Origin of the sequence: Rahnella sp. RcJ3, from assembly GCF_009498575.1 — a bacterium.
In the GTDB taxonomy this organism is placed as follows: domain Bacteria; phylum Pseudomonadota; class Gammaproteobacteria; order Enterobacterales; family Enterobacteriaceae; genus Rahnella; species Rahnella aceris.
Window position 1 is genome coordinate 216,040 of the sequence record NZ_QSNX01000002.1, and the last position, 25,898, is coordinate 241,937.

General features: G+C 52.4%; 24 protein-coding genes and 6 tRNA genes. 15 read left to right on the plus strand and 15 right to left on the minus strand.

From position 1 onward, the window contains the following. Positions 1-72 precede the first annotated feature (72 nt). The 3 genes from cysM to DXU84_RS03625 all read left to right on the plus strand — a co-directional run bounded on the left by cysM (position 73) and on the right by DXU84_RS03625 (position 3,073). The gene (cysM, locus tag DXU84_RS03615) at positions 73-957 is read left to right on the plus strand and encodes a cysteine synthase CysM (RefSeq protein WP_013574428.1); all 885 of its coding nucleotides are present in this window, start codon (positions 73-75) and stop codon (positions 955-957) included. 102 nt (positions 958-1,059) lie between these two features. Continuing rightward, positions 1,060-1,743 carry a response regulator transcription factor gene (locus DXU84_RS03620; RefSeq protein ID WP_013574429.1) on the plus strand — a complete coding sequence of 228 codons (684 nt, stop codon included), beginning with the start codon at positions 1,060-1,062 and terminating at the stop codon, positions 1,741-1,743. Continuing rightward, a complete protein-coding gene (locus tag DXU84_RS03625) occupies positions 1,724-3,073 on the plus strand; it encodes an ATP-binding protein (RefSeq protein WP_013574430.1) in 1,350 nt (449 codons plus the stop codon). The genes DXU84_RS03620 and DXU84_RS03625 overlap by 20 nt, the downstream gene beginning before the upstream one ends. A 55-nt stretch (positions 3,074-3,128) precedes the next feature. Here DXU84_RS03625 and crr read toward each other — a convergent pair whose 3' ends face one another. The 5 genes from crr to cysZ all read right to left on the minus strand — a co-directional run bounded on the left by crr (position 3,129) and on the right by cysZ (position 8,102). Beyond that, a complete protein-coding gene (crr, locus tag DXU84_RS03630) occupies positions 3,129-3,638 on the minus strand; it encodes a PTS glucose transporter subunit IIA (RefSeq protein ID WP_013574431.1) in 510 nt (169 codons plus the stop codon). Positions 3,639-3,686: 48 nt separating this feature from the next. Further along, on the minus strand, positions 3,687-5,414 hold the full coding sequence (gene ptsI / locus DXU84_RS03635) for a phosphoenolpyruvate-protein phosphotransferase PtsI (RefSeq protein WP_013574432.1): 1,728 nt from the start codon (positions 5,412-5,414) through the stop codon (positions 3,687-3,689). A gap of 50 nt (positions 5,415-5,464) precedes the next feature. Continuing rightward, positions 5,465-5,722 carry a phosphocarrier protein Hpr gene (ptsH, locus tag DXU84_RS03640; RefSeq protein ID WP_013574433.1) on the minus strand — a complete coding sequence of 86 codons (258 nt, stop codon included), beginning with the start codon at positions 5,720-5,722 and terminating at the stop codon, positions 5,465-5,467. A 403-nt stretch (positions 5,723-6,125) separates the two neighbouring features. Next, a complete protein-coding gene (gene cysK, locus DXU84_RS03645; protein ID WP_013574434.1) occupies positions 6,126-7,091 on the minus strand; it encodes a cysteine synthase A in 966 nt (321 codons plus the stop codon). A 210-nt stretch (positions 7,092-7,301) separates the two neighbouring features. Further along, positions 7,302-8,102: a sulfate transporter CysZ gene (gene cysZ, locus DXU84_RS03650; protein ID WP_015689492.1), complete on the minus strand. Its 801-nt coding sequence runs from the start codon at positions 8,100-8,102 to the stop codon at positions 7,302-7,304. Between the two features lie 223 nt (positions 8,103-8,325). Between cysZ and zipA the strand changes: the two genes are divergently transcribed. The 3 genes from zipA to DXU84_RS03665 all read left to right on the plus strand — a co-directional run bounded on the left by zipA (position 8,326) and on the right by DXU84_RS03665 (position 11,663). Next, positions 8,326-9,324, plus strand: coding sequence for a cell division protein ZipA (zipA, locus tag DXU84_RS03655; RefSeq protein ID WP_013574437.1), 999 nt, complete (start codon positions 8,326-8,328; stop codon positions 9,322-9,324). A gap of 71 nt (positions 9,325-9,395) precedes the next feature. Next, positions 9,396-11,417: an NAD-dependent DNA ligase LigA gene (gene ligA, locus DXU84_RS03660; RefSeq protein ID WP_015689494.1), complete on the plus strand. Its 2,022-nt coding sequence runs from the start codon at positions 9,396-9,398 to the stop codon at positions 11,415-11,417. A 3-nt stretch (positions 11,418-11,420) separates the two neighbouring features. After that, positions 11,421-11,663, plus strand: coding sequence for a DUF3820 family protein (locus DXU84_RS03665; protein ID WP_153374861.1), 243 nt, complete (start codon positions 11,421-11,423; stop codon positions 11,661-11,663). A gap of 78 nt (positions 11,664-11,741) precedes the next feature. Here DXU84_RS03665 and DXU84_RS03670 read toward each other — a convergent pair whose 3' ends face one another. Continuing rightward, positions 11,742-12,731 (minus strand): bile acid:sodium symporter family protein, encoded by a 990-nt coding sequence (locus tag DXU84_RS03670; RefSeq protein WP_013574440.1) that lies wholly within the window; start codon positions 12,729-12,731, stop codon positions 11,742-11,744. 98 nt (positions 12,732-12,829) lie between these two features. Between DXU84_RS03670 and DXU84_RS03675 the strand changes: the two genes are divergently transcribed. Further along, positions 12,830-13,756, plus strand: coding sequence for a LysR family transcriptional regulator (locus tag DXU84_RS03675; protein WP_013574441.1), 927 nt, complete (start codon positions 12,830-12,832; stop codon positions 13,754-13,756). Between the two features lie 32 nt (positions 13,757-13,788). Here the strand turns inward: DXU84_RS03675 and DXU84_RS03680 are convergent, their stop codons facing one another. Further along, positions 13,789-14,130, minus strand: coding sequence for a FlxA-like family protein (locus DXU84_RS03680; RefSeq protein WP_013574442.1), 342 nt, complete (start codon positions 14,128-14,130; stop codon positions 13,789-13,791). A gap of 114 nt (positions 14,131-14,244) precedes the next feature. Then, positions 14,245-14,796 (minus strand): nucleotidyltransferase family protein, encoded by a 552-nt coding sequence (locus tag DXU84_RS03685; RefSeq protein ID WP_153374979.1) that lies wholly within the window; start codon positions 14,794-14,796, stop codon positions 14,245-14,247. 286 nt (positions 14,797-15,082) lie between these two features. Here DXU84_RS03685 and eat point away from each other — a divergent pair, with 286 nt between their 5' ends. From eat to eutC, 3 genes are read left to right on the plus strand one after another with little or no spacing between them, the layout of a single operon-like run. After that, the gene (gene eat / locus DXU84_RS03690) at positions 15,083-16,492 is read left to right on the plus strand and encodes an ethanolamine permease (protein WP_015689496.1); all 1,410 of its coding nucleotides are present in this window, start codon (positions 15,083-15,085) and stop codon (positions 16,490-16,492) included. A 21-nt stretch (positions 16,493-16,513) separates the two neighbouring features. Next, positions 16,514-17,896, plus strand: coding sequence for an ethanolamine ammonia-lyase subunit EutB (locus tag DXU84_RS03695; RefSeq protein WP_013574445.1), 1,383 nt, complete (start codon positions 16,514-16,516; stop codon positions 17,894-17,896). Between the two features lie 11 nt (positions 17,897-17,907). Continuing rightward, positions 17,908-18,717, plus strand: a complete 810-nt coding sequence (eutC, locus tag DXU84_RS03700; protein ID WP_013574446.1) for an ethanolamine ammonia-lyase subunit EutC — start codon at positions 17,908-17,910, stop codon at positions 18,715-18,717. A gap of 100 nt (positions 18,718-18,817) precedes the next feature. On the opposite strand, the gene DXU84_RS03705 is transcribed toward eutC, so the two are convergent. The 4 genes from DXU84_RS03705 to DXU84_RS03720 all read right to left on the minus strand — a co-directional run bounded on the left by DXU84_RS03705 (position 18,818) and on the right by DXU84_RS03720 (position 19,217). Continuing rightward, a tRNA-Lys gene (locus DXU84_RS03705) sits at positions 18,818-18,893 on the minus strand. A 7-nt stretch (positions 18,894-18,900) separates the two neighbouring features. Continuing rightward, positions 18,901-18,976 (minus strand) — tRNA-Val (locus DXU84_RS03710). Positions 18,977-19,019: 43 nt separating this feature from the next. Then, positions 19,020-19,095, minus strand: a tRNA-Val gene (locus DXU84_RS03715). A gap of 46 nt (positions 19,096-19,141) precedes the next feature. Continuing rightward, positions 19,142-19,217 (minus strand) — tRNA-Val (locus tag DXU84_RS03720). A gap of 263 nt (positions 19,218-19,480) precedes the next feature. Between DXU84_RS03720 and gltX the strand changes: the two genes are divergently transcribed. Beyond that, positions 19,481-20,899 (plus strand): glutamate--tRNA ligase, encoded by a 1,419-nt coding sequence (gene gltX, locus DXU84_RS03725; protein ID WP_013574447.1) that lies wholly within the window; start codon positions 19,481-19,483, stop codon positions 20,897-20,899. Positions 20,900-20,986: 87 nt separating this feature from the next. Here gltX and DXU84_RS03730 read toward each other — a convergent pair whose 3' ends face one another. Continuing rightward, the gene (locus DXU84_RS03730) at positions 20,987-21,778 is read right to left on the minus strand and encodes a formate/nitrite transporter family protein (protein ID WP_013574448.1); all 792 of its coding nucleotides are present in this window, start codon (positions 21,776-21,778) and stop codon (positions 20,987-20,989) included. 128 nt (positions 21,779-21,906) lie between these two features. Between DXU84_RS03730 and DXU84_RS03735 the strand changes: the two genes are divergently transcribed. From DXU84_RS03735 to DXU84_RS03745, 3 genes are all read left to right on the plus strand, one after another. Continuing rightward, positions 21,907-22,047: a hypothetical protein gene (locus DXU84_RS03735; protein WP_153374863.1), complete on the plus strand. Its 141-nt coding sequence runs from the start codon at positions 21,907-21,909 to the stop codon at positions 22,045-22,047. Positions 22,048-22,131: 84 nt separating this feature from the next. Next, a tRNA-Ala gene (locus DXU84_RS03740) sits at positions 22,132-22,207 on the plus strand. Positions 22,208-22,279: 72 nt separating this feature from the next. Beyond that, positions 22,280-22,355 (plus strand) — tRNA-Ala (locus tag DXU84_RS03745). A gap of 136 nt (positions 22,356-22,491) precedes the next feature. Here DXU84_RS03745 and DXU84_RS03750 read toward each other — a convergent pair. Continuing rightward, complete coding sequence (locus tag DXU84_RS03750; RefSeq protein ID WP_013574449.1) at positions 22,492-23,679, minus strand: NupC/NupG family nucleoside CNT transporter; 1,188 nt, start codon at positions 23,677-23,679, stop codon at positions 22,492-22,494. 417 nt (positions 23,680-24,096) lie between these two features. Here DXU84_RS03750 and DXU84_RS03755 point away from each other — a divergent pair, with 417 nt between their 5' ends. Next, positions 24,097-25,326: an Nramp family divalent metal transporter gene (locus DXU84_RS03755; protein WP_013574450.1), complete on the plus strand. Its 1,230-nt coding sequence runs from the start codon at positions 24,097-24,099 to the stop codon at positions 25,324-25,326. A gap of 71 nt (positions 25,327-25,397) precedes the next feature. Here the strand turns inward: DXU84_RS03755 and DXU84_RS03760 are convergent, their stop codons facing one another. Beyond that, positions 25,398-25,811 carry a DUF2502 domain-containing protein gene (locus tag DXU84_RS03760; protein ID WP_037036335.1) on the minus strand — a complete coding sequence of 138 codons (414 nt, stop codon included), beginning with the start codon at positions 25,809-25,811 and terminating at the stop codon, positions 25,398-25,400. Positions 25,812-25,898: the final 87 nt, after the last annotated feature.

Genomic DNA, 25,898 nt, shown 5'->3' on the forward strand with positions numbered 1-25,898 from the left:
CCTTTTTATCGCCTGATACCTGTTTATGTGTTTTTTATCAGTCAATATACCTTTTTAATATAAGGCAAGCCCGTGAGTACGCTCGAACATTACATCGGCAATACCCCTCTGGTGAGATTACAGCGTCTGACGCAGGGGCTGGACAGCGAGATTTGGGTCAAGCTGGAAGGCAATAACCCCGCCGGTTCGGTTAAAGATCGCGCCGCGCTGTTTATGATTGAGCAGGCGGAAAAACGGGGCGAAATTCATCCGGGGGATACGCTGATTGAAGCCACAAGCGGCAATACCGGCATTGCGCTGGCGATGATTGCGGCGCTGAAAGGCTACAGGCTTAAATTGCTGATGCCCGAAAATATGAGCCTTGAGCGTCAGGCATCAATGCGGGCGTATGGTGCTGAACTGTTGCTGGTCAGCCGCGCGCAGGGAATGGAAGGCGCACGTGATCTCGCTCTGGAAATGGAAAAACAGGGACTGGGGAAAGTGCTGGATCAGTTTAACAATCCTGACAATCCGCTCGCACATTTTACGACAACAGGCCCTGAAATCTGGCAGCAGACACACGGGCGCATCACCCATTTTGTCTCCAGCATGGGCACTACCGGCACGATAACCGGTGTCAGTCGTTATCTGCGCAGCCAGCATGCTGGCGTGAAAATTGTCGGGCTGCAACCGTCAGAAGGCAGCAGCATTCCAGGTATCCGCCGCTGGCCGGAAGAATATCTGCCGGGCATTTTCAATCCTGAACTGGTCGATGAAGTGATGGATATGGGGCAGGGCGAAGCAGAAGACACCATGCGGGCGCTGGCGCGTAGGGAAGGTATCTTCTGTGGCGTGAGTTCCGGGGGGGCGGTAGCGGGCGCTTTACGCGTCGCCAGAAATCATCCGGGTAGCGTGATTGTGGCGATTATTTGTGATCGTGGTGACCGTTATTTATCCACAGGTGTGTTTAATGTTTGATCCTATATTCATCTGTTGAATGTAAAATTAGAGTAAAAGCGGCTGCTAATGGCTGGCTTAGTGGTAAAAATGACCAAAATTTTAGCCAGGCGGAAATGAAGAATGAAAATTTTATTAGTCGATGACGATCTTGAATTAGGCACCATGCTCAGCGAATACCTGATCGCAGAAGGCTTTGATGCTTCTCTGGTGCTGACCGGTAAAGCGGGTGTGGAAGGTGCGATGTCTGGCGAATATACCGCAATGATCCTCGACATTATGCTGCCGGACATGAGCGGTATTGATGTATTGCGCCAGGTGCGTAAAAACAGCCGTCTGCCGATCATCATGCTGACCGCGAAGGGTGACAACATTGATCGTGTCATCGGTCTGGAAATGGGCGCAGATGATTACATGCCAAAGCCGTGCTATCCGCGCGAACTGGTGGCGCGTCTGCGTGCTGTGCTGCGTCGTGTGGAAGAGCAGCAGGAATCACACTCTGATAACTCCTCGGTCAACTATGGCGATCTGACGCTCAATCCGGCGACCCGCAGCAGTGAATGGCGCGGCGTGCCATTCGATCTGACGGCTTCTGAGTTCAACCTTCTGGAGTTACTGTTACGTTCTCCTGAACGCGTGGTATCGAAAGATGAGTTGTCGGAAAAAGGTCTCGGGCGTCCGCGCGAAGCTTATGACCGCAGTATTGATGTGCATATCAGTAACATCCGTCAGAAACTGGGGTCACTGGAAGGTGGCGATATTCTGACTATTGAAACGGTGCGCAGCATTGGCTATCGAATCCGCTAAACGACTGCGCGGCAGACTGTTCTGGAAAATACTGCTGGGATTCTGGTTTACTTTCGTGGCGATCACTCAGGGCCTCTGGGTGGTTTTTGCTTTCTACAATCCACATGAACCGCCGGAAAGCGGAATTGCCCGCCGGTTTGTGAAACTGCAAATTACCTCGGCTGTTTCCACGCTGCATTACGGCGGTCTGCCTGCTCTTAACGCCATGATGGCCGACTGGCCGCAAGATGACCGACAATTCTTCTCAGTGTCGCCGTCGTTGCTGCCTGCTAAAGGCAATACGATTAAGGATCTGGAACCCGGTAAAATTCCGCATGAAGTCGTGCAGTTTGTGCAGGGACCGGACGGGCAGGGTTACCGGCTGAAATATGATGTTGACGGGCTGATGCATGAATATCGCCCGAGACGTCACAGGGACTGGCTGAATATGCCGCCGCCACTGTTATGGCTGGGTGGACTGGGCGGTTTACTGTTCAGCGCCGTACTGGCATGGAACCTGACGCGGCCAATGTTGCAAATGCGTAAAGCCTTCGGACGGGTGGCGCAGGGGGATTTATCAGTCCGCCTGTTTACCAGCATGGGTAAGCGGCACGATGAGCTGTCTGAAGTGGCGCGTGATTTTGACTCTATGGCTGAACGCCTGCAGGTGCTGGTCAAAGCGCGTGAAGAGCTGTTGCACGATGTCTCGCATGAACTGCGTTCTCCGCTGGCACGTTTGCAACTGGCAATCGGTCTGGCGCGGCAGAATCCGTCGAATGTCGAAAGCTCCCTGAGTCGCATAGAACACGAAGCGGGCAGGCTGGATAAAATGATTGGCGAACTGCTGGCGTTGTCACGTACTGAAAGCAGTGAAATCCCTGATGAAGAGTATTTCGATCTCTACGGATTGGTGGAGGCGGTCGTTAATGATGCCCGCTATGAAGCGCAGTTGCCGGGGGTCGAAATCGCGATGTACCCCGGGTCTCCGGATAACATGGATTACACCGTGAAGGGTAATGCTGAGCTGATGCGTCGTGCGGTGGATAATGTGGTGCGTAATGCCCTGCGTTTTTCGGCTCGCGGCCAAACTATCAGTGTTTCACTGGCTCAGGTTGAACAGTATTTGCAAATTGAAGTGGCCGATCAGGGGCCGGGCGTGGAAGAAGATAAGCTGTCGAGTATCTTTGACCCGTTCGTGCGCGTGAAATCGCCGCTGTCAGGCAAAGGCTACGGCCTGGGGCTTGCGATCACCCGCAAAGTGATGTTGGCGCATGAGGGGAAAGTAGATGCCCGTAACGCGCAGCCTCATGGCCTGATCATCAGCCTTCAAGTCCCGCACTGGCAAATGTGAGGCAATAAAAAACGGCGCTGATTAGGCGCCGTTTTTTTACTTCTCGCTGAGCAAATTACTTCCTGATGCGGATGATTGGGGTTTCGCCCACAGTCACGCTACCAGTCAGTTTAATCAGCTCTTTGATCTCGTCCATGTTAGAGATGACAACCGGAGTCAAAGTAGACTTCGCTTTCTCTTCCAGCAGAGCCAGATCAAACTCGATAACCAAATCGCCTTTCTTAACACGTTGACCTTCTTCAGCGATGCGTTTGAAGCCTTCGCCTTTCAGTTCAACGGTGTCGATACCGAAGTGCACGAACAACTCAATGCCACTGTCGGATTCGATTGAGAAAGCATGGTTAGTTTCGAAGATTTTACCGATAGTGCCGTCAACCGGAGCAACCATTTTGTTGCCAGATGGTTTGATAGCAATACCGTCACCAACGATTTTCTCAGCGAAAACAACGTCTGGCACATCTTCAATGTTGACAATTTCACCAGAGATTGGCGCTACGATTTCAATAGTGCCAACGTCTTTTTTATCATCAGAAACCAATGATTTCAGTTTATCGAACAAACCCATGATCTTCTCCTAAGCATTAATTTGGGCAGCTTTACCAGCATCGCGCAATTAGCAGAGTGTTTTTTCTTCAATGAACTTGTTAACCAGGTTCATCAACTCTTGCGCCGTAGGTTGGGCCAGGGCCTGGTCTGCCAGCGCTTTCACATCTTCGAAGTTTGTATTGCGAATAATTTTCTTGATGCGTGGGATAGAGATAGCGCTCATGCTGAACTCATCTAACCCCATGCCCAATAGAAGAAGTGTAGCACGTTCGTCACCGGCTAGCTCGCCGCACATCCCTGTCCATTTACCGGCAGCATGAGATGCGTCAATAACTTGTTTAATTAAACCAAGTACAGACGGAGACATTGGGTTGTACAGATGAGAAATCAGCTCGTTACCGCGATCCACCGCCAAAGTATACTGGGTAAGATCGTTTGTACCAATACTGAAGAAATCGACTTCTTTCGCCAGGTGATGCGCAATCACAGCCGCTGCGGGTGTTTCCACCATCACGCCGACTTCGATAGTCTCATCGAATGCCTGGCCTTTTTCACGAAGCTGCACTTTCAGCATTTCGAGTTCTGCTTTCAGTTCACGCACTTCTTCAACAGAAATGATCATCGGGAACATGATGCGCAGTTTACCGAACGCAGAAGCACGCAGAATACCTTTCAGCTGATCGTGAAGAATTTCTTTGCGATCCAGACAGATACGGATTGCGCGCCAGCCCAGGAACGGGTTTTCTTCTTTCGGCAGGTTCATGTACGGCAGGTCTTTGTCACCGCCGATGTCCATGGTGCGTACGATAACTGCCTGTGACCCCATCGCTTCAGCAACGGCTTTATACGCCTGGAATTGCTCTTCTTCGGTAGGCAGACTGTCACGATCCATGAACAGGAATTCTGTACGATACAGGCCGACACCTTCAGCGCCATTGCGCTCTGCACCGGCGACGTCGCGCACGGTACCGATGTTGGCACAAACTTCAACCTGATGACCATCAAGCGTGATAGCCGGTAAGTCTTTCAGTTTAGTCAGTTCGTCTTTTTCAGTGATGTACTGGTTCTGAACGGCTTTCAGCTCGTCAATAACGTCTGCTGTCGGGTTGACATAGATTTTATTGTTAACAGCATCGAGGATCAGATAGTCATCATTTTTAACTTGTTTGGTCACATCGCTGGTACCCACGATAGCAGGCAGTTCCAGGGAGCGGGCCATGATTGAGGTGTGAGAAGTACGACCACCCAAATCAGTGATAAAGCCCAGAACCTTGTTCAGGTTCAGCTGCGCTGTTTCTGATGGCGTCAGATCGGTCGCAACCAGGATAACTTCGTCCTGGATGGAGCTCAGATCAACGATGGTCATGTTCAGAATGTTGCGCAGCAGGCGTTTACCGATGTCACGCACGTCAGCCGCACGTTCTTTCAGGTATTCGTCATCAAGCTCTTCCAGGGCTTTCGCCTGGCCTTCAATGACAGAGAAAGCTGCAGCGTCAGCAGAAGCGTGCTCGTCTTTGATGAGGGCTATGATTTCCTGTTCAAGCTCTTCGTCTTCCAACAACATGATGTGGCCTTCGAAGATGGCTTCTTTCTCTTCACCGAAGGTCTCACCGGCTTTGGTCTTGATCACTTCCAGTTGAGCAGACGCTTTCGCACGGCCCGTCAGGAAACGTTCAACTTCCTGATCAACGTGATCTGGAGAGATTTTTTTCCGGTTGATGACAATTTCATCTTCTTTCAACAGAAGTGCTTTGCCGAAAGCGATACCGGGAGATACTAAAATGCCTGAAATCATAACCCTACCTTTCTCTTGACTGGTTTAAACTTTATAAGAGCGGCTGTGTATTACTCGAGCTCTGCCATCAGTTTTACCAAGTGTTCAACGGCTTTCTGCTCGTCTTCACCTTCAGCTGAGAGGGTCACAACGGTACCTTGGGTCAGGCCCAGAGTTTGCAGTTTGAAAAGGCTTTTAGCACTGGCGCTTTTACCGTTTGAAGTCACGGTGATGTCAGAAGCGAAACCTTTAGCTTCTTTCACGAACTGTGCAGCAGGGCGAGTGTGCAGACCATTAGGAGCGGTAATAGTAACTTCTTGCTGGAACATTGTTGTTTCCCCAACTTATTAAAGTAATGTTGTGGAGCTAAAGTTTAGCTTATGGCCTTCACTTTAGCCTGTAGAGATTCGCGCCTGACTATGGTTCAGGGGCAGGTTCAGATGCAACAGAAAAGAGAAAATAACGCACTCAGCGATAAAACTCTTTGCCCTGGATCCAGGCTTTTTCTGTTATTCCTCCATTATGCCGTCTTTTCCCCTCGTGTAACAAATCAGTAAATCGATTCAGCGGGGAAGACTCGTGGAAGCGATTAATTTCGAGCATCGAAATAATTGTCCGGTTAAATACTAAACCTGGCGGGTAAAATCAATGACGAAGTGGTGTAAAGTTTGACGCAGGCCACAAAAAAGCACCCCTCGAGGTGCTTTTTTGGCCGCTTTTAAGGATGTGGCATTATTGTTGCAATTCTTTTTCAGTGAATAAATCTGCAAACAATGCGGTACTCAGATAGCGTTCACCGGAAGAAGGCAGAATAACCACAATCGTTTTATCTGCAAACTCCGGTTCTTTGGATAATTTCACCGCAGCTTCAACCGCCGCACCGGAAGAAATCCCGGCCAGAATGCCTTCTTCTTCCATCAGACGGCGTGCCATCTGAATGGATTCGTCGTTGGTGATTAGCGTGACACGATCCAGCAATGCCAGATCCAGGTTACCCGGAATAAAGCCTGCGCCGATACCCTGGATTTTATGCGGGCCCGGCTTCACTTCTTCACCGTTGAGCGTCTGGGTGATAACCGGGGAGTCTGTTGGCTCAACGGCCACCAGTTTCACGCTGCTTTTTTTACTTTTCAGATAACGGCCCGTTCCGGTGATAGTCCCGCCGGTACCCACGCCTGCAATCAGCACATCCACTGCGCCATCGGTATCTTCCCAGATTTCCGGGCCGGTGGTTTGCTCGTGGATAGCCGGGTTGGCCGGGTTGCTGAACTGCTGAAGAATAAGATAGCGCTGCGGATCACTGGCCTGAATTTCTTCGGCTTTGGCAATCGCCCCTTTCATACCTTTGGCGCCTTCGGTTAACACCAGATTGGCGCCGAGCGCTTTGAGCAGCTTACGGCGTTCAACGCTCATGGTTTCCGGCATAGTCAGTGTCAGCTTGTAACCGCGCGCAGCAGCCACATAGGCCAGTGCGATACCCGTGTTACCGCTGGTAGGTTCAACCAGTTCGATATCTTTGGTCAGAATGCCTTTCTTTTCAGCATCCCAGATCATGTTGGCACCGATACGGCATTTTACGCTGAAGCTCGGGTTACGTGACTCGACCTTAGCCAGAATTCGACCATTACCGATACGGTTCAGGCGAACCAGTGGCGTGTGGCCAATTGTTAATGAATTGTCTTCATAGATCTTGCTCATAACCCGTCCTTTAACTGTATGAAATATTCACGGTGTGAAGCTTTCAACACTATGAAATTAGTGGGAATCAGGAAAGCATACGCGAACCGCTTTCCCAGTGAAGTAAGGTTTTGGTATTTGCTATATCGATACGTTATTAAGAAATAAGTTTGAGGGAGAAAAGTCAAGCATAGCAGGCAGCCGCCCGCAGGCGGCTGTGAATAAAAAACGTTATTTGCGGCTGGAATTCACGTCGATACTATTGTTATAAACATCGCTTTTAACGTAAATATTGCGATAACGATCACACCACATGGCCGTCGCGCCGCACACGGCAACCGGCAGGATCACCAGATTCAGCAACGGGATCATCGTAAACAGGCTGACCAGCGAACCAAACTGCATGTTGTCGATTTTGTTGCTGCCGAGCGAACGGCGCATATCGGCAAAGCTGACTTTGTGGTTATCGAACGGATAATCGCAATATTGAATGACGACCATCCACGCGCTGAAGAAGAACCACAGCACCGGGGCCACGGTCTGGCCGATCACCGGAATAAAGTACAGCGCGAACAGCAGCAGGGCGCGCGGCAGGTAATACGCCAGTTTCTGCCATTCACGTTTCATGATACGCGGTAAATCTTTCATGATGTCCCAGATGCCGGTATCAGGCAGCGTTTTCCCTGTCAGGCGCGCTTCGAGTTGTTCGGCGAGCAATCCGCTGAAGGGGGCGGCTATCCAGTTGGCGAGGGTGCTGAAGAGATAGCTGAACACCAGCACGACAGAAAGCACCGCGACCGGCCAGATCAGATAATCCAGCCAGCTGAGCCACGACGGCACCTTGCTCATCATCGCCGGGATCCATTCACCCAGTTTGGTGAACAGCCACCAGAATGCGCCGCCCATCAACAGCACGTTGACGGCGAGGGGTAAAATCACAAAACGTCGTATCCCCGGCAAGGAAATGAGCGCCCAGCCTTGTTTGAAATAATGCACACCATTTTGTTGTCTGGTGCTGTGCGAGGAGGTCATAAACGAAATTTTCTCTCTGAGTTGAATGACATGGGCTATCATATCGGTATGATTTTCCACTGGCTAGCGGTGGATTGGCTGAAAAAACAGCAAAAAAAGGTGCAACTGCCCTATTTATTAGCAGAAAGTAGAGTCGAGACTTGCACTTATCTACGTGGGCAAATAGAGTTAATCATGTGAATGTTTGCCGTGGTGGCAATGTATTAGAACAACAGAGATAGCAATGATGCAGGATTTGCGTCTGATATTAATCGTTGTTGGCGCGATCGCCATAATAGCGTTGTTGTTACACGGTTTGTGGACCAGCCGTAAAGAACGCTCTTCGCTTTTCCGCGATCGTCCAGCTAAACGTGTGAAAAAAGAACGGGAACAATCTCCGTCCGAAGATTTTGTCGATGGAGTGGGGGAAGTGCGCGTGCGTCCTGCTTATCCTCAGGATGAACCGACTTTAGGTCAGTATGACGAGCCCGAACAGACTGCACCGCCACGTCAGCCGCAGGTTTCCCCTGCGCAGCCAGCGCCAGCATCTGTTGCTCGTCCTCAGCAACCGGCTCAGCCGCAGCAACATGCTGTGCAGGATGATCCCTTGCTGAGTGGTTATTCAGCTGCTGAACCCGTCACTGCACCGCGTCGCGAACCTGCCGCAGATTTTGCGCATCAGGAATACACGCCTGAAGCTAAACCGCACACACCGGTTCCGCCGCAGGAAATTCATGCTGATGCCGCGCCTGCTGCGAAAGCAGAACCTCAGGCTGCACCTTTTGCTCCTGCAGAAGAAGCACCGGCTGAGAAAGCGAAACTGAAAGAGACGGTTCTGGTATTGCACGTTGCCGCGCATCAGGGCGGTGTCATCGGTGGTGAAGTGTTGCTCAACAGCGTGCTTCAGGCCGGTTTCCAGTTTGGTGCCATGAATATTTTCCATCGTCACGTCAGCCCTGCGGGCAGCGGTCCGGTGTTGTTCAGTCTGGCAAATATGGTCAAACCGGGTTCCTTCGACCCTGACAATATGTCTGACTTCTCCACCCCAGGCGTTACGTTGTTTATGATGGTACCTTGCTACGGTGATGCGCATCAGAACTTCAAACTGTTGCTGCAGTCCGCCCAGCGTATTGCCGATGATGTCGGTGCGATGGTGCTTGACGATGAGCGTCGTATGATTACGCCGCAGAAGCTCGAAACGTACAAAGCGCGGATCCGCGAGGTCCTCGAGGCGATCGCCTGAGTCCGGCGTTCGTGAAACACCCACTTCCCTGACCCCCGCTTGCCGGGGGTTTTTTATCTCCACGGTGAGTCATGGCCACTATCGAAGAACAAATCAGTCAATTACGCACTCAGTTGCGCCATCACGAATATCAGTATCACGTTCTGGATGCACCGGAAGTGCCAGATGCCGAGTATGACCGCTTAATGCGCGAATTGCGCGAGCTGGAAACCGCGCATCCTGAGCTGGTCACCGCGGATTCCCCGACGCAGCGCGTGGGGGCGGCACCGCTTTCTGCATTTGAACAGGTCAGGCATCGGGTACCGATGTTATCGCTGGACAACGTATTTGATGAAGAAAGCTATCTGGCATTTTATAAACGCGTGCAGGATCGCCTGAAAACCGCTGAAGCACTGACGTTCTGCTGCGAGCTGAAACTTGATGGTCTGGCGGTGAGCCTGTTGTATGAAAATGGCGAACTGGTGCAGGCTGCCACGCGTGGCGATGGCACGACCGGTGAGAACATCACCGCGAACGTACGCACCATCCGCGCGATCCCTCTGCGTCTGCATGGCGACAACATTCCTGAGCGCCTTGAAGTGCGTGGTGAGGTGTTTATGCCACAAGCGGGCTTTGAAGCGATGAACGACGAAGCGCGTCGTACGGGAGGGAAAGTGTTCGCTAACCCGCGTAATGCCGCCGCCGGTTCGTTACGTCAGCTCGATCCGCGTATCACCGCCAAACGTCCGCTGACCTTCTTCTGCTACGGCGTTGGCCTGCTGGAAGGGGGTGAACTGCCGCGCAGCCACTTCGCCCGCCTGCAACAGTTTAAAGCCTGGGGTTTACCGGTCAGTGATCGCGTCCGCCTGTGTACCGGCAGCGAAGAAGTGCTGGCGTTTTACCGTCAGGTTGAAGCCGACCGTCCGTCACTGGGCTTTGATATTGACGGCGTGGTAGTGAAAATTGACTCGCTGGATATTCAGGAAACGCTGGGCTTTGTGGCACGTGCGCCGCGCTGGGCAACAGCCTTCAAATTCCCGGCGCAGGAACAAATCACGCTGGTGAAAGACGTCGAGTTTCAGGTAGGGCGTACTGGTGCGATCACGCCGGTCGCACGTCTGGAGCCGGTTCTGGTTGCGGGCGTGATGGTCAGCAATGCCACGCTGCATAACGCAGATGAAATCGAACGTCTTGGGCTGCGTATCGGCGATACCGTGATTGTCCGTCGTGCCGGAGATGTTATCCCGCAGGTGGTGGGCGTGGTGCTGGATGAGCGTCCTGAAGATGCCCGCGAAGTGGTTTTCCCGACGCATTGCCCGGTCTGTCATTCTGATGTTGAACGTGTCGAAGGCGAAGCCGTGGCGCGTTGTACGGCGGGTCTGATTTGTGGTGCACAGCGTAAAGAAGCGCTGAAGCATTTCGTCTCCCGCCGGGCGCTGGACGTTGACGGCATGGGCGACAAAATCATCGATCAGTTGGTCGAGAAAGAATATGTCAAAACGCCGGCAGATCTGTTCCGTCTGACGGCGGGCAAACTTACCGGTCTGGACCGCATGGGACCGAAATCGGCGCAGAACGTGGTCAGTGCGCTGGAAAAAGCCAAAGAAACCACGCTGGCGAGATTCCTGTATGCGCTGGGCATTCGTGAAGTGGGCGAAGCCACGGCGGCTAACCTTGCCGCGCATTACGGCTCGGTTGAGGCGCTTAAAGCGGCAGATATTGAATCGCTGAAAGGCGTTCAGGATGTGGGTGATGTAGTGGCGAAACACGTGGTGAATTTCCTGTCGGAAGAACATAACCAGCAGGTCATCGACGAGTTGTTAAGCCCTGAAATCAATATTCACTGGCCGGAAGTGCAGGTCATTGTACCGGAAGAAATCGACAGTCCGTTTGCCGGCAAAACTGTGGTGCTGACCGGTTCGCTGTCGATTCTTTCCCGCGATGACGCCAAAGACCGTCTGACTGCGCTGGGCGCGAAAGTCTCCGGCAGCGTGTCGAAGAAAACCGATCTGGTGATTGCCGGTGAAGCGGCGGGTTCCAAGCTGGCGAAAGCGCAGGAACTGGGCATTGAGGTGATCGACGAGGCGGAAATGATCCGTCTGCTGGGTGAATAAATCATGGAAAAAGAAGATCTGATCCAGATAGCCAATAGGGTGATGCCGTTCGGAAAATACGCCGGACGGGTGCTGATCGACTTGCCGGAAGAATATTTGCTGTGGTTCGCCCGCAAAGATGAATTTCCGCAAGGAAAACTGGGTGAACTGATGCAGCTGACGCTGACGATTAAAAGCGAAGGGCTGCAAAGCCTGATCAATCCGCTGCGCCGCAATGGTCCGGGACTGGACGGCACCGACGAGTAAACGCTGTTGAGAACGGGTCAACTCATAAAACAAAGGCGCTGAATTCAGCGCCTTTTTTCTGCCTGCTATTTAGCCAGCTTATTCAGTAACAGGCGCGTGTTTCAGCGCCGCTTCCTGTTGTTTTTTCTGATAACGTTTTGCCAGCACCGCGCAGGTCATCAACTGTACCTGATGAAAAATCATCAGCGGCAGCACCATCATGCCAATCGCGCTGACCGGGAACAGAATGTTCGCCATCGGAATACCGTTCGCCAGGCTTTTCTTCGAGCCGCAGAACACGATGGTAATTTCATCGGGTTTGCTAAAGCCCATCCAGCGCGCCATATAGGTATTGATCACCAGGATAAAGGCCAGCAGCACCAGACTGAACACCACGATAAACAGCAGTGAACCGATGCCGACCTGATGCCAGATCCCCTGCGTCACGGCTTCGCTGAAAGCGGAATACACCACCAGCAAAATCGATGTCTGGTCGGTTTTGCCGATCATTTTACGGTGACGTTCGACAAAGCCGCCAATCAGCGGACGGAGTAAATGCCCGGCGACAAACGGCACCAGCAGTTGCAGAACAATATGCCAGACCTGTTCTAAACCATTCCCCGTTTCCCCCTGCACATGCATCAACAGGCTGACCAGCAACGGCGAAACAAAAATCCCCAGCAGACTTGATGCGGAGGCGCTGCACACCGCTGCCGCTACGTTCCCGCCAGCCAGTGAGGTAAACGCAATCGCCGACTGCACCGTCGCAGGCAAAATACACAGATAGACAAAGCCGCTGTAAATTTGCGGACTGACGTCTACCGGATGCCACCACTGGAAAAGCAGCCCGAGGATCGGGAATAAAATGAAGGTACTGAACATCACCCACAAATGCAGACGCCAGTTATTGCTGCCCTGAAAAATAGCTTCGCGCGAGAGTTTTGCGCCATGCATGAAAAACAGCAGGCCGATGGCGAAAATGGTCAGATTATTGAAGAAAGCCACAAATATGCCGCTGGCCGGGAAGAACGTCGCCAGCAAAACCGTAGCGATGAGTGTCAGGGTAAAGCGATCGGGTAAGAAGCGCATAACAAGTCTCGGATTTGTTGTTTCTGAATGCGGCTATTCTGAGTCTTTGCGATACAATTAAAAAATTGATTTATTTAATCCATTAATGCAGAAAATTCATGAATTATTCGCTCAGGCAACTTCGCGTATTTGTGACCGTTTCACGCTACGGCAGCTTCAGCCGGGCTGGTGAGTCCATTGGTTTAAGCCAGTCGGCTGTCAGCCACAGTATGAAAGAACTGGAAGCCGAAATGGGCGTGCGGTTGCTGGACCGCACAACGCGCGAAGTCGTGCTCACTGATGCCGGTCTGCGTCTGGCGAATCGTGTCGAGCCGTTGCTCGACGAACTCCACGCCATGCTGCTCGACACCCGCAGCTTCGGCACGCAGCATAATGGTCGGGTGCGTATTGCCTCTAGCCAGACGATTTCGGCGCAACTGATGCCGCAATGTATCTCCAGCGGCGAGCGGCAGTATCCGGACATTCGTATTTTGTTGCGCGATCAGGCGCAGCAACTGGTGCTTAACAGTGTCAGAAATGCGGAAGTGGATTTCGGCATTGTGATTGATCCGGGTGAAAACACTGATCTGGACTGCGAGCCGATTCTGCATGAGCCGTTTTTGCTGATGTGCCGTGAGGATCATCCGCTGGCGGCGCTGCCGGAGGTTGAATGGCAGGCACTGAACGGCCAAAAACTGGTGCTGCAGGATTACGCATCAGGAAGCCGGATCCTGATCGACGGCGCACTGAAAGCGCAGAAAGTGAAAGCGGAGATTGCTCAGGAAATCGGCCATCCAGCCACGTTATTCCCGATGGTGGAAGCCGGAATTGGTATCAGTGTTATCCCGGCGCTGGCGTTGCCCATGCCGGAAGGGAGCCGTCTGGTGGTCAGAAGCCTGGTGCCGGAAATCAACCGGGTGCTGATGCTGGTCAGACGTAAAAACCGGTCGTTATCACCCGCTGCACAGGCCATCTGGCAGGTGGTGAAAGAGCAGGCGAATTTATTGCGGGAAAAACGCAGCCAGCAGGGAATGTACAACCACTGATACCTTGCCGGCTGTTTCAGGCTTTGACCGGGTTATACGTAGATATCGACTGCGTTGGTTTCTGAAGGCTTATTCACGCCTTCGTCTTTCTTCATTTCAGCGTCAGCTTGTTGTTGCTGCTGTTGCTGAAGTGCTTTCTGAGCCTGCTGCTGTTGAATCTGCGCGATCTGCTGTTGCAGCATTTCGATTTGCTGCTGCAGGAGTTCTTGCTGTTGCTTAACTTCGTCAGTATCGCCGCCTGAATTGCCCACGTTTTTGAGCTGCTCAGTCAGTTTGGTAATCTGCTTAGTCAGCTTTGCAATCTGGCTGGCACTGCCTGAGTCGCTGGTGGACGCAGAGCTTACCGAACTGCTGGTCGCGCTGATAGTCGTCATAAAAAGCCTCATTGAGTAAGAATAAAATTTTGCACGTAAAGGTGCTTAAGCTATATCGGCAAAAATCAGCGAGGCTTTACAGGCTTTGCATATTCCTTACGGTATTTATGGCTTTCATTCGGTTAACGCTTTCACTCTGAGCTTCGGCCACCGGGTCAGCCAGCTTTTGCTGCTGATCCGCTCGGCAAAAACTGCGGGGATCGCATGGCGCGGGTTTGGCGTAATACTGAAAGCAAACAATGCATCCAGTCCCAGCGGCGCATTCAGCTCAATTTGCCCGTCAGCATTCATTCTTGCGCCGATAGCGGTTTCCATTTCCACCCAGTAGCTCATCGCCTCGGCGCTGGAGGAATAGGGCGCATGGCCGTGGCGCTCATGCATGCGGGCCTGATTTTTCACAGACCAGGGAAGGTCGGGCGATTGCGCTTTCAGGCGATGTTCATAGCGCTCGTCAGCTTCCGGCGAGCAATCCAGCGGATTGAAATACACCACGTCGATATCATTGAGTGCTGTGGCCTGCACATATCCGTGTAGCCGGTCCCAGACCAGATTGCGGACAAAGCCCGCCGCCAGCCAGGCATCGTTAAGATTTTGCGTGCGTGCCTGCGTCAGTGCCAGCAAATGAAGCGGTTCCTCTCTGAGCCAGGTGATGATTTGCTGTTCCATTGTTGCCACGTGATGTTCTCCTTTTATCCGACGTCAGCGTTCTGAGAAGCCAAAGTGTAGCGCCCTTTTGTGACGCTTATCCAACGCACCATTTCGGATATGCGGCTTACGGCGGCGCGCTAAAATGTAGCAAGCCTCCCCTGAATACGGCTACAGGCCGCGCCTGCTGAGGGTTTCTTAAGTGGTACAGCCTTTGCAACATCCATCCTTTGCAACACAAATAAGAGCAAGGCTGTCGCAGTTCTTTTCAACAAAAATTGAATTATCACCGGGCAGGGGATCATTTATGCAAACCACGAAAGTCACACCTGTTTTAAAACGTACACTGGGGAGTTTTAAACTTTGGGGCATTGCCGTCGGGCTGGTTATCTCCGGCGAATATTTTGGCTGGAGTTACGGCTGGGCGCAGGCAGGCACACTGGGCTTTCTTATCACTGCTCTGGTGATAGCGGCTATGTATTGCGCCTTTATTTTCAGCTTTACCGAACTCACTACGTCGATTCCGCACGCGGGCGGTCCTTTTGCTTACGCTTACCGTGCGTTCGGGCCAACGGGCGGATTTGTCGCGGGTTTCGCAACGCTGGTGGAATTTGTTTTTGCGCCGCCCGCTATCGCGATGGCGATCGGAGCGTATCTCAATGTGCAGTTCCCGTCGATTGAGCCGAAATGGGTGGCTGTTGGCGCGTATCTGGTATTTATGGCGCTCAATATTCTCGGCGTCAGTATCGCCGCCACCTTTGAACTGCTGGTCACGTTGCTGGCAATTTTTGAATTGCTGGTCTTTATGGGCGTGGTGGCGCCGGGCTTTGAAATGTCGAACTTTGTTCACGGTGGATGGGCGGGCAGCGACACTTTCAGTCCCGCAGCCTTTTCCGGTATTTTTGCAGCCATTCCTTTTGCCATCTGGTTTTTCCTGGCGATAGAAGGTGCCTCAATGGCCGCTGAAGAGGCGAAAGATCCGCAGCGTACCATTCCGAAAGCTTTTATCGGCGGCATTCTGACTCTGACCGTTCTGGCGCTCGGCGTGATGTTGTTTGCCGGTGGTGTGGGCGACTGGACCAAGCTGTCGAATATCAACGACCCGTTACCGCAGGCCATGAAACTGATTGTCGGCAGCAACAGTGGCTGGCTGCACATGCTGGTCTGGCTGGGGCTTTTTGGCCTGATTGCCTCTTTCCACGGCATTATCATGGGGTATTCCCGTCAGATCTTCGCGCTGGCCCGGGCAGGTTATTTGCCTAAACGGCTTGCCAGCGTCAACGCCCGTTTCCAGACACCGCATCTTGGTATTATCGCGGGGGGCGTTGTTGGCATCGCGGCTATTTTCTCGGATTCACTGATCGTGATTGGCGGCCAGCCACTGACGGCCAATATCGTGACAATGTCGGTCTTTGGCGCCATTGTGATGTACATCATTTCGATGGCTGCATTGTTTAAACTCCGCCGCAGCGAACCGAATTTAATCCGTCCGTTCCGTGCGCCGCTCTATCCTTTTGCACCTGCTCTGGCGCTGGTGCTGGCAGTCGTCTGTCTGATCGCAATGATTTACTACAACACCTTACTGTTTTTGATCTTCGCCGCCATGATGTTGCTGGCGTATGCCTGGTTCCGTATCACCCATCAGTCGCGCACTGATGCCGCGGAAGATCCGCAATTACGTGGCCTGCGCCCGGTTCCCGCTAAAAGCAGCAAATAATCCGGCGCGCTAAGGAGTGTTATGTTTCAGACGACATTAAGTCACCGAAGGTATCAGTTTAAGGATTTACGCGAACTGATGGCAAAGGCGTCGCCCGCACGGTCGGGCGACTATCTGGCTGAAGTGGCTGCCGCCAGCGCTGAAGAGCGCATGGCGGCAAAAATGGCACTGGCTGATGTGCCGCTCAAAACCTTCCTGCAACAATTGCTGGTGCCGTATGAGGACGATGAAGTCACGCGGTTGATTGTCGATACTCATGATGTCGCGGCGTTTGCCGCGATTTCGCATCTCACCGTCGGGGATTTCCGCGACTGGTTGTTGAGTGAAAAAACCGACAGCGTTGTGCTGGCAGCCGTCGCCCGCGGGATCACGCCCGAAATGGCGGCTGCCGTCAGCAAACTGATGCGCAATCAGGATCTGATCCTGGTGGCTAAAAAATGCCGGGTGATTACTCAATTCCGCAATACTATCGGGCTGCCGGGGCACATGAGCGTGCGCCTGCAACCGAACCATCCGACCGATAATTTACAGGGCATTGCTGCCAGTATGCTCGACGGTTTGTTATATGGCTCCGGCGACGCGGTGATTGGCATTAATCCTGCCAGCGACAGCTTACCGCTGCTGGAAAACCTCAATTACATGCTTGATGACATCATTACGCGCTTTGAAATTCCCACGCAGTCCTGTGTTCTGACGCATGTCACTAACACCATCAAACTGGTGGAGCGCGGCGCACCGGTTGATCTGGTGTTTCAGTCGATAGCGGGAACTGAAGCGGCGAACAGCGGGTTTGGTATCAATCTGGCGCTGCTGGAGGAAGCGCAACAGGCGGCGCTCAGTCTTAAGCGTGGCACGCTCGGCGACAATGTGATGTATTTCGAAACCGGGCAGGGCAGTTGTTTATCTGCCAATGCGCATTTTGGGGTCGATCAGCAAACCTGTGAGGCGCGTGCGTACGCCATCGCCCGCCATTTTTCACCGCTGCTGATTAACACCGTGGTGGGTTTTATCGGCCCGGAGTATTTGTATGACGGTAAACAAATTATCCGTGCGGGTCTGGAAGACCATTTCTGCGGCAAACTGCTGGGCGTGCCGCTGGGCTGCGATGTCTGTTATACCAATCATGCAGAAGCCGATCAGGATGATATGGATACCTTGCTGACGCTGCTCGGCACTGCCGGGCTGACGTTCCTGATTGGCGTACCGGGCGCGGATGACATCATGCTCAATTATCAGAGCACGTCTTTCCATGACGCGTTATATATCCGCGAATTACTCGGGCTGAAACATGCGCCGGAATTTGCCGTATGGCTGGAGAAAATGAAAATTATCGATCCGCAGGGCGTCTTGCAGGATACCCGGGCGTCCCATCCGTTACTGCGTCAGTTGCCGCAACTGAGCTGAGGTCTGTGCTGATGAATAAAGAAAAAGAGCAGGGATTATCGCCGCTGGTGCATAGCAACCCGTGGGAAACTCTGCGTCAGTTTACGGCCGCACGTATCGCGCTGGGACGTACCGGTTCGAGTCTGCCCACCGATGAGCTGCTGCGATTTGGTTTAGCCCATGCGCAGGCGCGTGATGCCGTGCATCAGCCCTTTGACAGCCAGAAGCTCGAACCCGAACTTTACGCGCTGGGGCTGGAAACGCTGACCGTTGCCAGCGCTGCACCGGACAGGGCGACCTATCTGTGTCGTCCTGATCTTGGCCGCAAGCTGTCAGAAAGCAGTCGTCAGGCCTTGCTGCGTCTGGCGCCGGAGCCTGCCGACGTGGTGCTGGTCATCGCTGACGGTTTGTCATCGAAAGCCGTGCACCGGCAGGCCGTACCGCTGATTGCGGCGTTATTGCCCTATCTGCGCACGCTGGAGCTGAAAATCGGGCCTGTGGTGCTGGCGCATCAGTCGCGGGTGGCACTGGGCGATGATATTGCGCAGGTGATGAAAGCGAAGGCGGTAGCGATTTTGATCGGAGAACGTCCGGGATTGTCATCTCCCGACAGTTTAGGCATTTACATGACCTGGGGGCCCCATACCAAAAGACTGGAATCGGAACGAAATTGTATTTCCAATGTGCGGCCGGAAGGGCTGAATTATCCGCAGGCGGCTTTTAAACTCGCCTGGCTGCTCGAACAATCTTTCCATCGCCAGTTGTCGGGCGTCAATCTGAAAGATGAAAGCGATAATCCGGCGCTACACAATAAGGTCGTGCCGATGTTTAAACTGGAGTAGGGGGAGGAGAAAAATAGAACCAGCTGCTGGTTCGCCTCCATCACGGTTTTTCTTCGGAGTACAGATGCGAAAAAAGCGCCTATAGGCGCTTTTTCTGAATTGGTGGGCCGTGCTGGATTCGAACCAGCGACCAATTGATTAAAAGTCAACTGCTCTACCAACTGAGCTAACGGCCCGCAGAAGTGGTGGGCGATGACGGGTTCGAACCGCCGACCCCCTCCGTGTAAAGGAGATGCTCTACCAACTGAGCTAATCGCCCACTTCTGGGTACTTCCCCATGTAAGAAGAAACGTGCTGAGAAATGGTGGGCGATGACGGGCTCGAACCGCCGACCCCCTCCGTGTAAAGGAGATGCTCTACCAACTGAGCTAATCGCCCATTTCTCAATTCTTCCTACTTATCACAACGCGGCACTCTTAAAGAGTGGTGGGCGATGACGGGCTCGAACCGCCGACCCCCTCCGTGTAAAGGAGATGCTCTACCAACTGAGCTAATCGCCCCCGTCGTGATGGAGTCGCATTATAGGGATACTTGAAATTACGTCAACGCTTTTTAAAAACAAAAATGTTCATTCGGCTTATTTTTAGTCAACCTGACGTGTTTCTCGCCCGCGTAGTCGATTCTTTACGCATTCATGGCCTTAAACCACGTGACTGCCCCTGGTTGTGCGTTGAGGAATCAGGGCAGAGTGGTAGAATGTCAGCCACTTTTTGTTAATTGATAGCGACGTTTTTTGGCGTTGCGTGATTAAGGTTGCACCCAGATGAAAATCAAAACCCGTTTTGCCCCAAGCCCGACCGGCTATCTGCACGTCGGTGGCGCCCGTACCGCGCTCTATTCCTGGCTCTTTGCCCGCAACCTTGGCGGTGAGTTTGTGCTGCGTATCGAAGACACCGATCTCGAACGTTCCACTCAGGCAGCTATCGACGCGATTATGGATGGCATGAACTGGCTGAATCTGGACTGGGATGAAGGCCCGTATTTCCAGACCAAGCGTTTTGACCGTTATAACGCGGTGATTGATGAGATGCTGGAAAACGGCACGGCTTATAAATGCTATTGCTCTAAAGAACGTCTGGAAGCGCTGCGTGAAGAACAAATGGCAAATAACGAGAAGCCTCGTTATGACGGCCGCTGCCGCGACAGCCACGAACATCACGCTGCTGATGAGCCGTGTGTGGTGCGTTTTCGTAACCCGCAGGAAGGTTCTGTCATCTTTGACGATCAGATCCGCGGACCGATCGAATTCAGTAATGACGAGCTGGATGATCTGATCATCCGCCGTACCGACGGTTCGCCGACCTATAATTTCTGTGTCGTTGTCGATGACTGGGATATGGAAATCACCCACGTCATCCGTGGCGAAGACCATATCAACAACACGCCGCGTCAGATAAACATCCTGAAAGCGCTGGGCGCGCCGGTACCGGTTTACGCGCACGTTTCTATGATTCTGGGTGACGACGGTAAAAAACTGTCCAAACGCCACGGTGCGGTCGGCGTGATGCAATACCGTGATGACGGTTATCTGCCGGAAGCGCTGCTGAACTATCTGGTGCGTCTGGGCTGGTCTCATGGCGATCAGGAAATTTTCAGCCGCGACGAAATGAAAGCGCTGTTCTCACTGGAAAACGTCAGCAAATCTGCCAGTGCGTTTAACACTGAAAAACTGCAATGGCTGAACCATCACTACATTAACACGATGGATCCGCATTACGTGGCGACCCATCTGCTGTGGCATGTTGAGCAGGCGGGTATCGAAACCCGTAATGGTCCGCAGCTGTTTGAAATCGTGACCCTGTTGGGCGAACGTTGCAAGACGCTGAAAGAGATGGCGGAGTCCTGCCGTTACTTCTACGAAGATTTTGCAGAGTTTGATGCCGATGCGGCGAAGAAACACTTACGCCCGGTTGCACGTCAGCCGCTGGAAGTGGTTCGCGCCAAACTGGCTGCTATCACTGACTGGACCGCTGAAAACATTCACCATGCGATTCAGGGCACGGCGGATGAGCTGGAAGTAGGGATGGGTAAAGTTGGTATGCCACTGCGCGTTGCGGTAACGGGCGCAGGCCAGTCACCAGGTGTTGATGTCACCGTTCACGCTATCGGCCAGAGCCGTGTGCTGGCGCGTATCGATATGGCGTTAGCCTTTATTGCTGAGCGCGAAACACAAGCACAGTAATGGCGGTTAAATAGCGATAAAAAAGCCAGCGCGGGAAACCGGCTGGCTTTTTCTTTTCGTAAAACCCGGGTGTGAAAAACGTCTTAATTAACGTTGTTCAGTTGCCGGTGTTTCAACGGTCGGGCGGTAGGCCAGGAAATACATCAGGCCAACGAAGCCCGCACCACCTACGGCGTTACCGAGGAACACGGCCACGAAGTTAGGCAGGTATTCTGACCAGCTCAGCGCACCGGCAAAGATTGCCGCAGGCACGATAAACATATTTGCTACCACGTGCTGGAAGCCGATGGCCACGAACGCCATAACCGGGAACCACATGCCGATCACTTTGCCGCCAACTTCTTTGCTGGCGAAGGCCAGCCAGATTGCCAGACACACCAGCCAGTTACAGCCGATACCGGAAATGAACGCATGCATGAAGTCTGCGTTGACCTTCGCGGTGGCGGTTGCCACCGTTTTGCTCAGGAAAGCGCCTTCCGTCAGCCCCAGAACGTGGCCGAAGAAATAGGCCACTGCCAGGCTGCCCAGCAGGTTAGCGACAGTGACCCAGAACCAGTTACGCAGCACCGCGTAAAGGCTGATCTGACGCGCGAACCAGGCGATAGGTAAGGTCATCATATTACCGGTCAGCAGTTCTCCCCCTGCTAACACGGTCAGAATGATGCCTACCGGGAAGACGGCAGCGCCAAGCAAGTTACTGAATGAACCCCAGGATGCAGGTAATGTCCCTATTACATGCAGATCCAGAAGGAAACCGGTGGCGATGAATGCGCCAGCCAGAAAGCCCAAAATTAACAAATTCAACACGGTGGCGCGGCTTTTATTAACGCCCGCTGTGACGGCGATGGATGCGATTTCTTTAGGTGAATACAAGGACATGGGAGTGCTCGAATGGTGTAAGTTATGATTATTGCGCGAGAAGTCTATTCTGAGATTTATCTCAAAACAAGGCGATTATCATAGTCTGCTAACATTTTATTAATCATTCGGACATAGATGTTAAGGAAATGCGTAAGCAGATCAGAAAGCTAGGAAAAATGCGGGCTGGCGGACAAATTGTAAAACAAAGCGTCTGTCTGAAAATTTCCCTGATGGCAGAGGATTTTTCCCTGTGGAATGGGGGATTTGGCGGCTTTTTCAGCGCTTGAATTGAGAAACGGATTTAGCCGTTGACAGGGGTAGCGACGTTTCATATTATGCGCCCCGTTCACCCGTTTTTACGGGCATGAATTGGGGGTATAGCTCAGCTGGGAGAGCGCTTGCATGGCATGCAAGAGGTCAGCGGTTCGATCCCGCTTATCTCCACCAACTTCCTTTCCAGAGCAAGTTGGCTGTTTCCTTCCCAGGGAAACAAAAAAGTAAATGTGTACGACCTCGTGTGGGGGTATAGCTCAGCTGGGAGAGCGCTTGCATGGCATGCAAGAGGTCAGCGGTTCGATCCCGCTTATCTCCACCAAATATTAAAGAAACCCGCTTCGGCGGGTTTTTTGCTTTTGGCGCTTTGTCATTTCTCCTGCCTGTTTTACTGCGCTGAATCGCAGACATAAAAAAAGGCGCCGGAGCGCCTTTCTCGTCGTTCTGTATTTGCTTACTTACGCCAGTACCAGACCCGCGATAGAAGCAGACAACACGCTGACCAGCGTTGAGCCGTACAGCAGTTTCAGGCCGAAGCGTGAAACCACGTTGCCCTGATGTTCGTTCAGGCCTTTGATAGCGCCGGCAACGATACCGATGGAAGAGAAGTTTGCGAAAGACACCAGGAACACGGACAGGATGCCCACGCCGCGTGGTGAAAGTTCGGTTGCTACTTTCTGCAGATCCAACATCGCAACGAATTCATTGGAAACCAGTTTGGTTGCCATGATGCTGCCTACCTGCAAGGCTTCGTGACTTGGTACGCCCATCATCCACGCGAATGGATAGAAGACATAACCCAGCACGCCCTGGAAGGTGATACCGAATACCACGTCGAACAACGCATTCAGGCATGAAATCAGTGCGATGAAACCAATCAACATGGCTGCAACGATGATAGCCACTTTGAAGCCTGCCAGGATGTATTCACCCAGCATTTCAAAGAAGCTCTGACCCTGGTGCGTATTACCGATTTGCAGGTCTTCTTCTGAATCAACCTTATAAGGGTTGATCAACGACAGTACGATGAAGGTACTGAACATGTTGAGCACCAGCGCAGCAACAACAAAGCGCGGTTCCAGCATGGTCATGTACGCACCCACAATCGACATAGAAACCGTCGACATTGCTGTGGCAGCCATGGTGTACATACGTTTTTCAGACATTTTGCTCAGAATATCTTTATACGCGATAAAGTTTTCTGACTGACCCAAAATCAGGGAGCTGATGGCGTTGAAAGATTCCAGTTTTCCCATGCCATTAATTTTCGACAGAACCGTACCGATAATACGGATGACGAAAGGCAGTACACGAATGTGTTGTAAAATACCGATCAACGCAGAAATAAACACGATCGGACACAAGACTTTCAAGAAGAAGAACGCTAATCCTTTATCGCTCATGCCTCCAAATACGAAGCCGGTCCCTTCCGCAGCGAATCCTAATAATTTTTCAAACAAGTCTGAGAAGCCTTTCACAAAACCTAAACCAACAGAAGAATTCAGGAAGAAGTAGGCTAACAAGACTTCGATGACCAACAGCTGAACGATGAAGCGTAAACGGATATTTTTCCGGTCACGGCTCACCAGTAAAGCGAGTGCAGCGACAACGGCCAACGCTAATACAAAGTGCAATATTCGGGACATGGGTGCTCCAAATTAGAGGCAGGCTATATTTCGACGGTCATTTTATGTAACGCGTACATTTAAAACGTGAAGTCGATTGCAAATATAGAAATTACAGACACGAATTGCAACAAATCGCGGCCCATCACACAAAAAATCAAGATGTTAATAAAACTAAGCACAATTAGCATTCCTGTGCTAGTTTTATCATGTGCCGTAATGCGTTCTGAATCTGGCCCGTTAATGTCTGTTTTAGGAAAGTGCGCTGCGTCTGGCTTTCTGAAGCCGGGTGAGCGAATCACCCCCTCAGTTATTACCTTCTCGCTTACTGCTGCTGCCTATCAGAGTAATCACTCAGATCATTCCAAATGCACTTGATAATCATTATCAATTAGATATCATTGATGTAAGCGTAATAATTGTAAGGGTTAACTAACTATGCTGAACAGCCGGGCCGAATCTGCAGGCCGCGCGTCCAGAAAGATGAAGCTTTCACTGATGGGACCGGCCTTTATCGCCGCCATTGGTTATATCGATCCGGGCAACTTTGCGACGAATATTCAGGCCGGTGCTTCTTATGGCTATCAGTTGCTGTGGGTGGTGGTATGGGCCAACGTCATGGCGATGTTGATCCAGTTGTTGTCTGCCAAACTCGGTATCGCGACCGGCAAAAACCTGGCCGAACATATCCGCGATCGTTTCCCGCGTCCGGCCGTCTGGGCTTACTGGGTGCAGGCGGAGATTATCGCAATGGCCACCGATCTGGCCGAATTTATTGGCGCCGCCATAGGCTTCAAATTGCTTCTCGGGGTTTCCCTGTTACAGGGCGCAGTACTTACCGGGATTGCCACCTTTATTATCCTTGGGCTGCAAAAACGCGGGCAAAAGCCGCTGGAACTGGTGATCGCCGGTTTACTGTTGTTTGTTGCTGCGGCTTATATTGTTGAATTGTTCTTCTCGCAGCCAAGCATGCTGGCGCTGGGCAAAGGCATGTTAATCCCCGCACTGCCAACCGCTGATTCGGTGTATCTAGCCGCGGGTGTGCTCGGCGCGACCATTATGCCGCATGTCATTTATCTGCACTCTTCGCTGACTCAGCGGGGCGGCAAGGCGTCCAAAGCGCAGCGTTATTCAGCCACCAAGCTGGATGTCGGTATTGCCATGACCATCGCCGGTTTTGTGAATCTGGCGATGATGGCGACGGCTGCGGCGGCATTCCATTTCAGCGGACACAGCGGGATCAGTGAGCTGGATGAAGCCTATCTGACGCTGCAACCGTTGCTCGGCCACGCTGCCGCGACCACCTTCGGTCTGAGTCTGGTGGCAGCCGGTTTATCTTCTACAGTTGTCGGCACGCTGGCCGGACAGGTAGTGATGCAAGGGTTCGTGAAATTCTACATTCCGCTGTGGGTTCGCCGTACGGTGACCATGATGCCGTCTTTTATTGTGATCCTGATGGGATTAGATGCCACACGTATTTTGGTGATGAGCCAGGTATTGCTGAGCTTCGGGATTGCGCTGGCATTGCTGCCGTTGCTGGCTTTTACCGGTAACCGCAGCCTGATGGGCGAGATGGTGAATACTAAAACCGTGCAGTGGGCGGGGCGGGTCATCGTGCTGATCGTCGTCAGCCTTAACCTTTATCTGCTGACAGGTATGTTGAAATAACGCCTTCGCCAGCGACAGATAATAAAAAACGGGACAGTTTGCGCTGTCCCGTTTTTGTTTTATTCCGTTGATTAATGGCGGTGATCGCCATGCCCGCCCCGGCGATCATCATGGCCGCGACCCCGATCCGGCCCGCGGCCGTGATCATAATGCGGACGTCCGTGGTCGCTGTGATGATAACGCGGTGGCGGCATCGGACGACGTGGCGGATGGCGTTCGTTCCACCAGCCATGATCGCGCCAGCGATAACCATCCCAGTAATAGCCGCGCGGGCTGCGTGCACCATAGTGGTGACCACGGTAACCATTCCACCAGCCTGGGTTACGCCAGTCATAGCCGTCCCAGTAATAACCCCGCCTGTCGCGATCACCGATATTGATAGAAAGGCCCGGCGTATTCAGGCTGAAGCTGCTGGCCTGCACGGTGGGTACCGCCGCAGGGAGCAGGGTAAAGAACAATGTGGCAAAAAGTACCGGCTTTAACATGAGTGGCCCCAGATTCCTTATAATTTATGCTGACAGTTATAAGGGGAAGAGGGCACCGGTACTATTGCTTACAATCCTGTTTTGAAT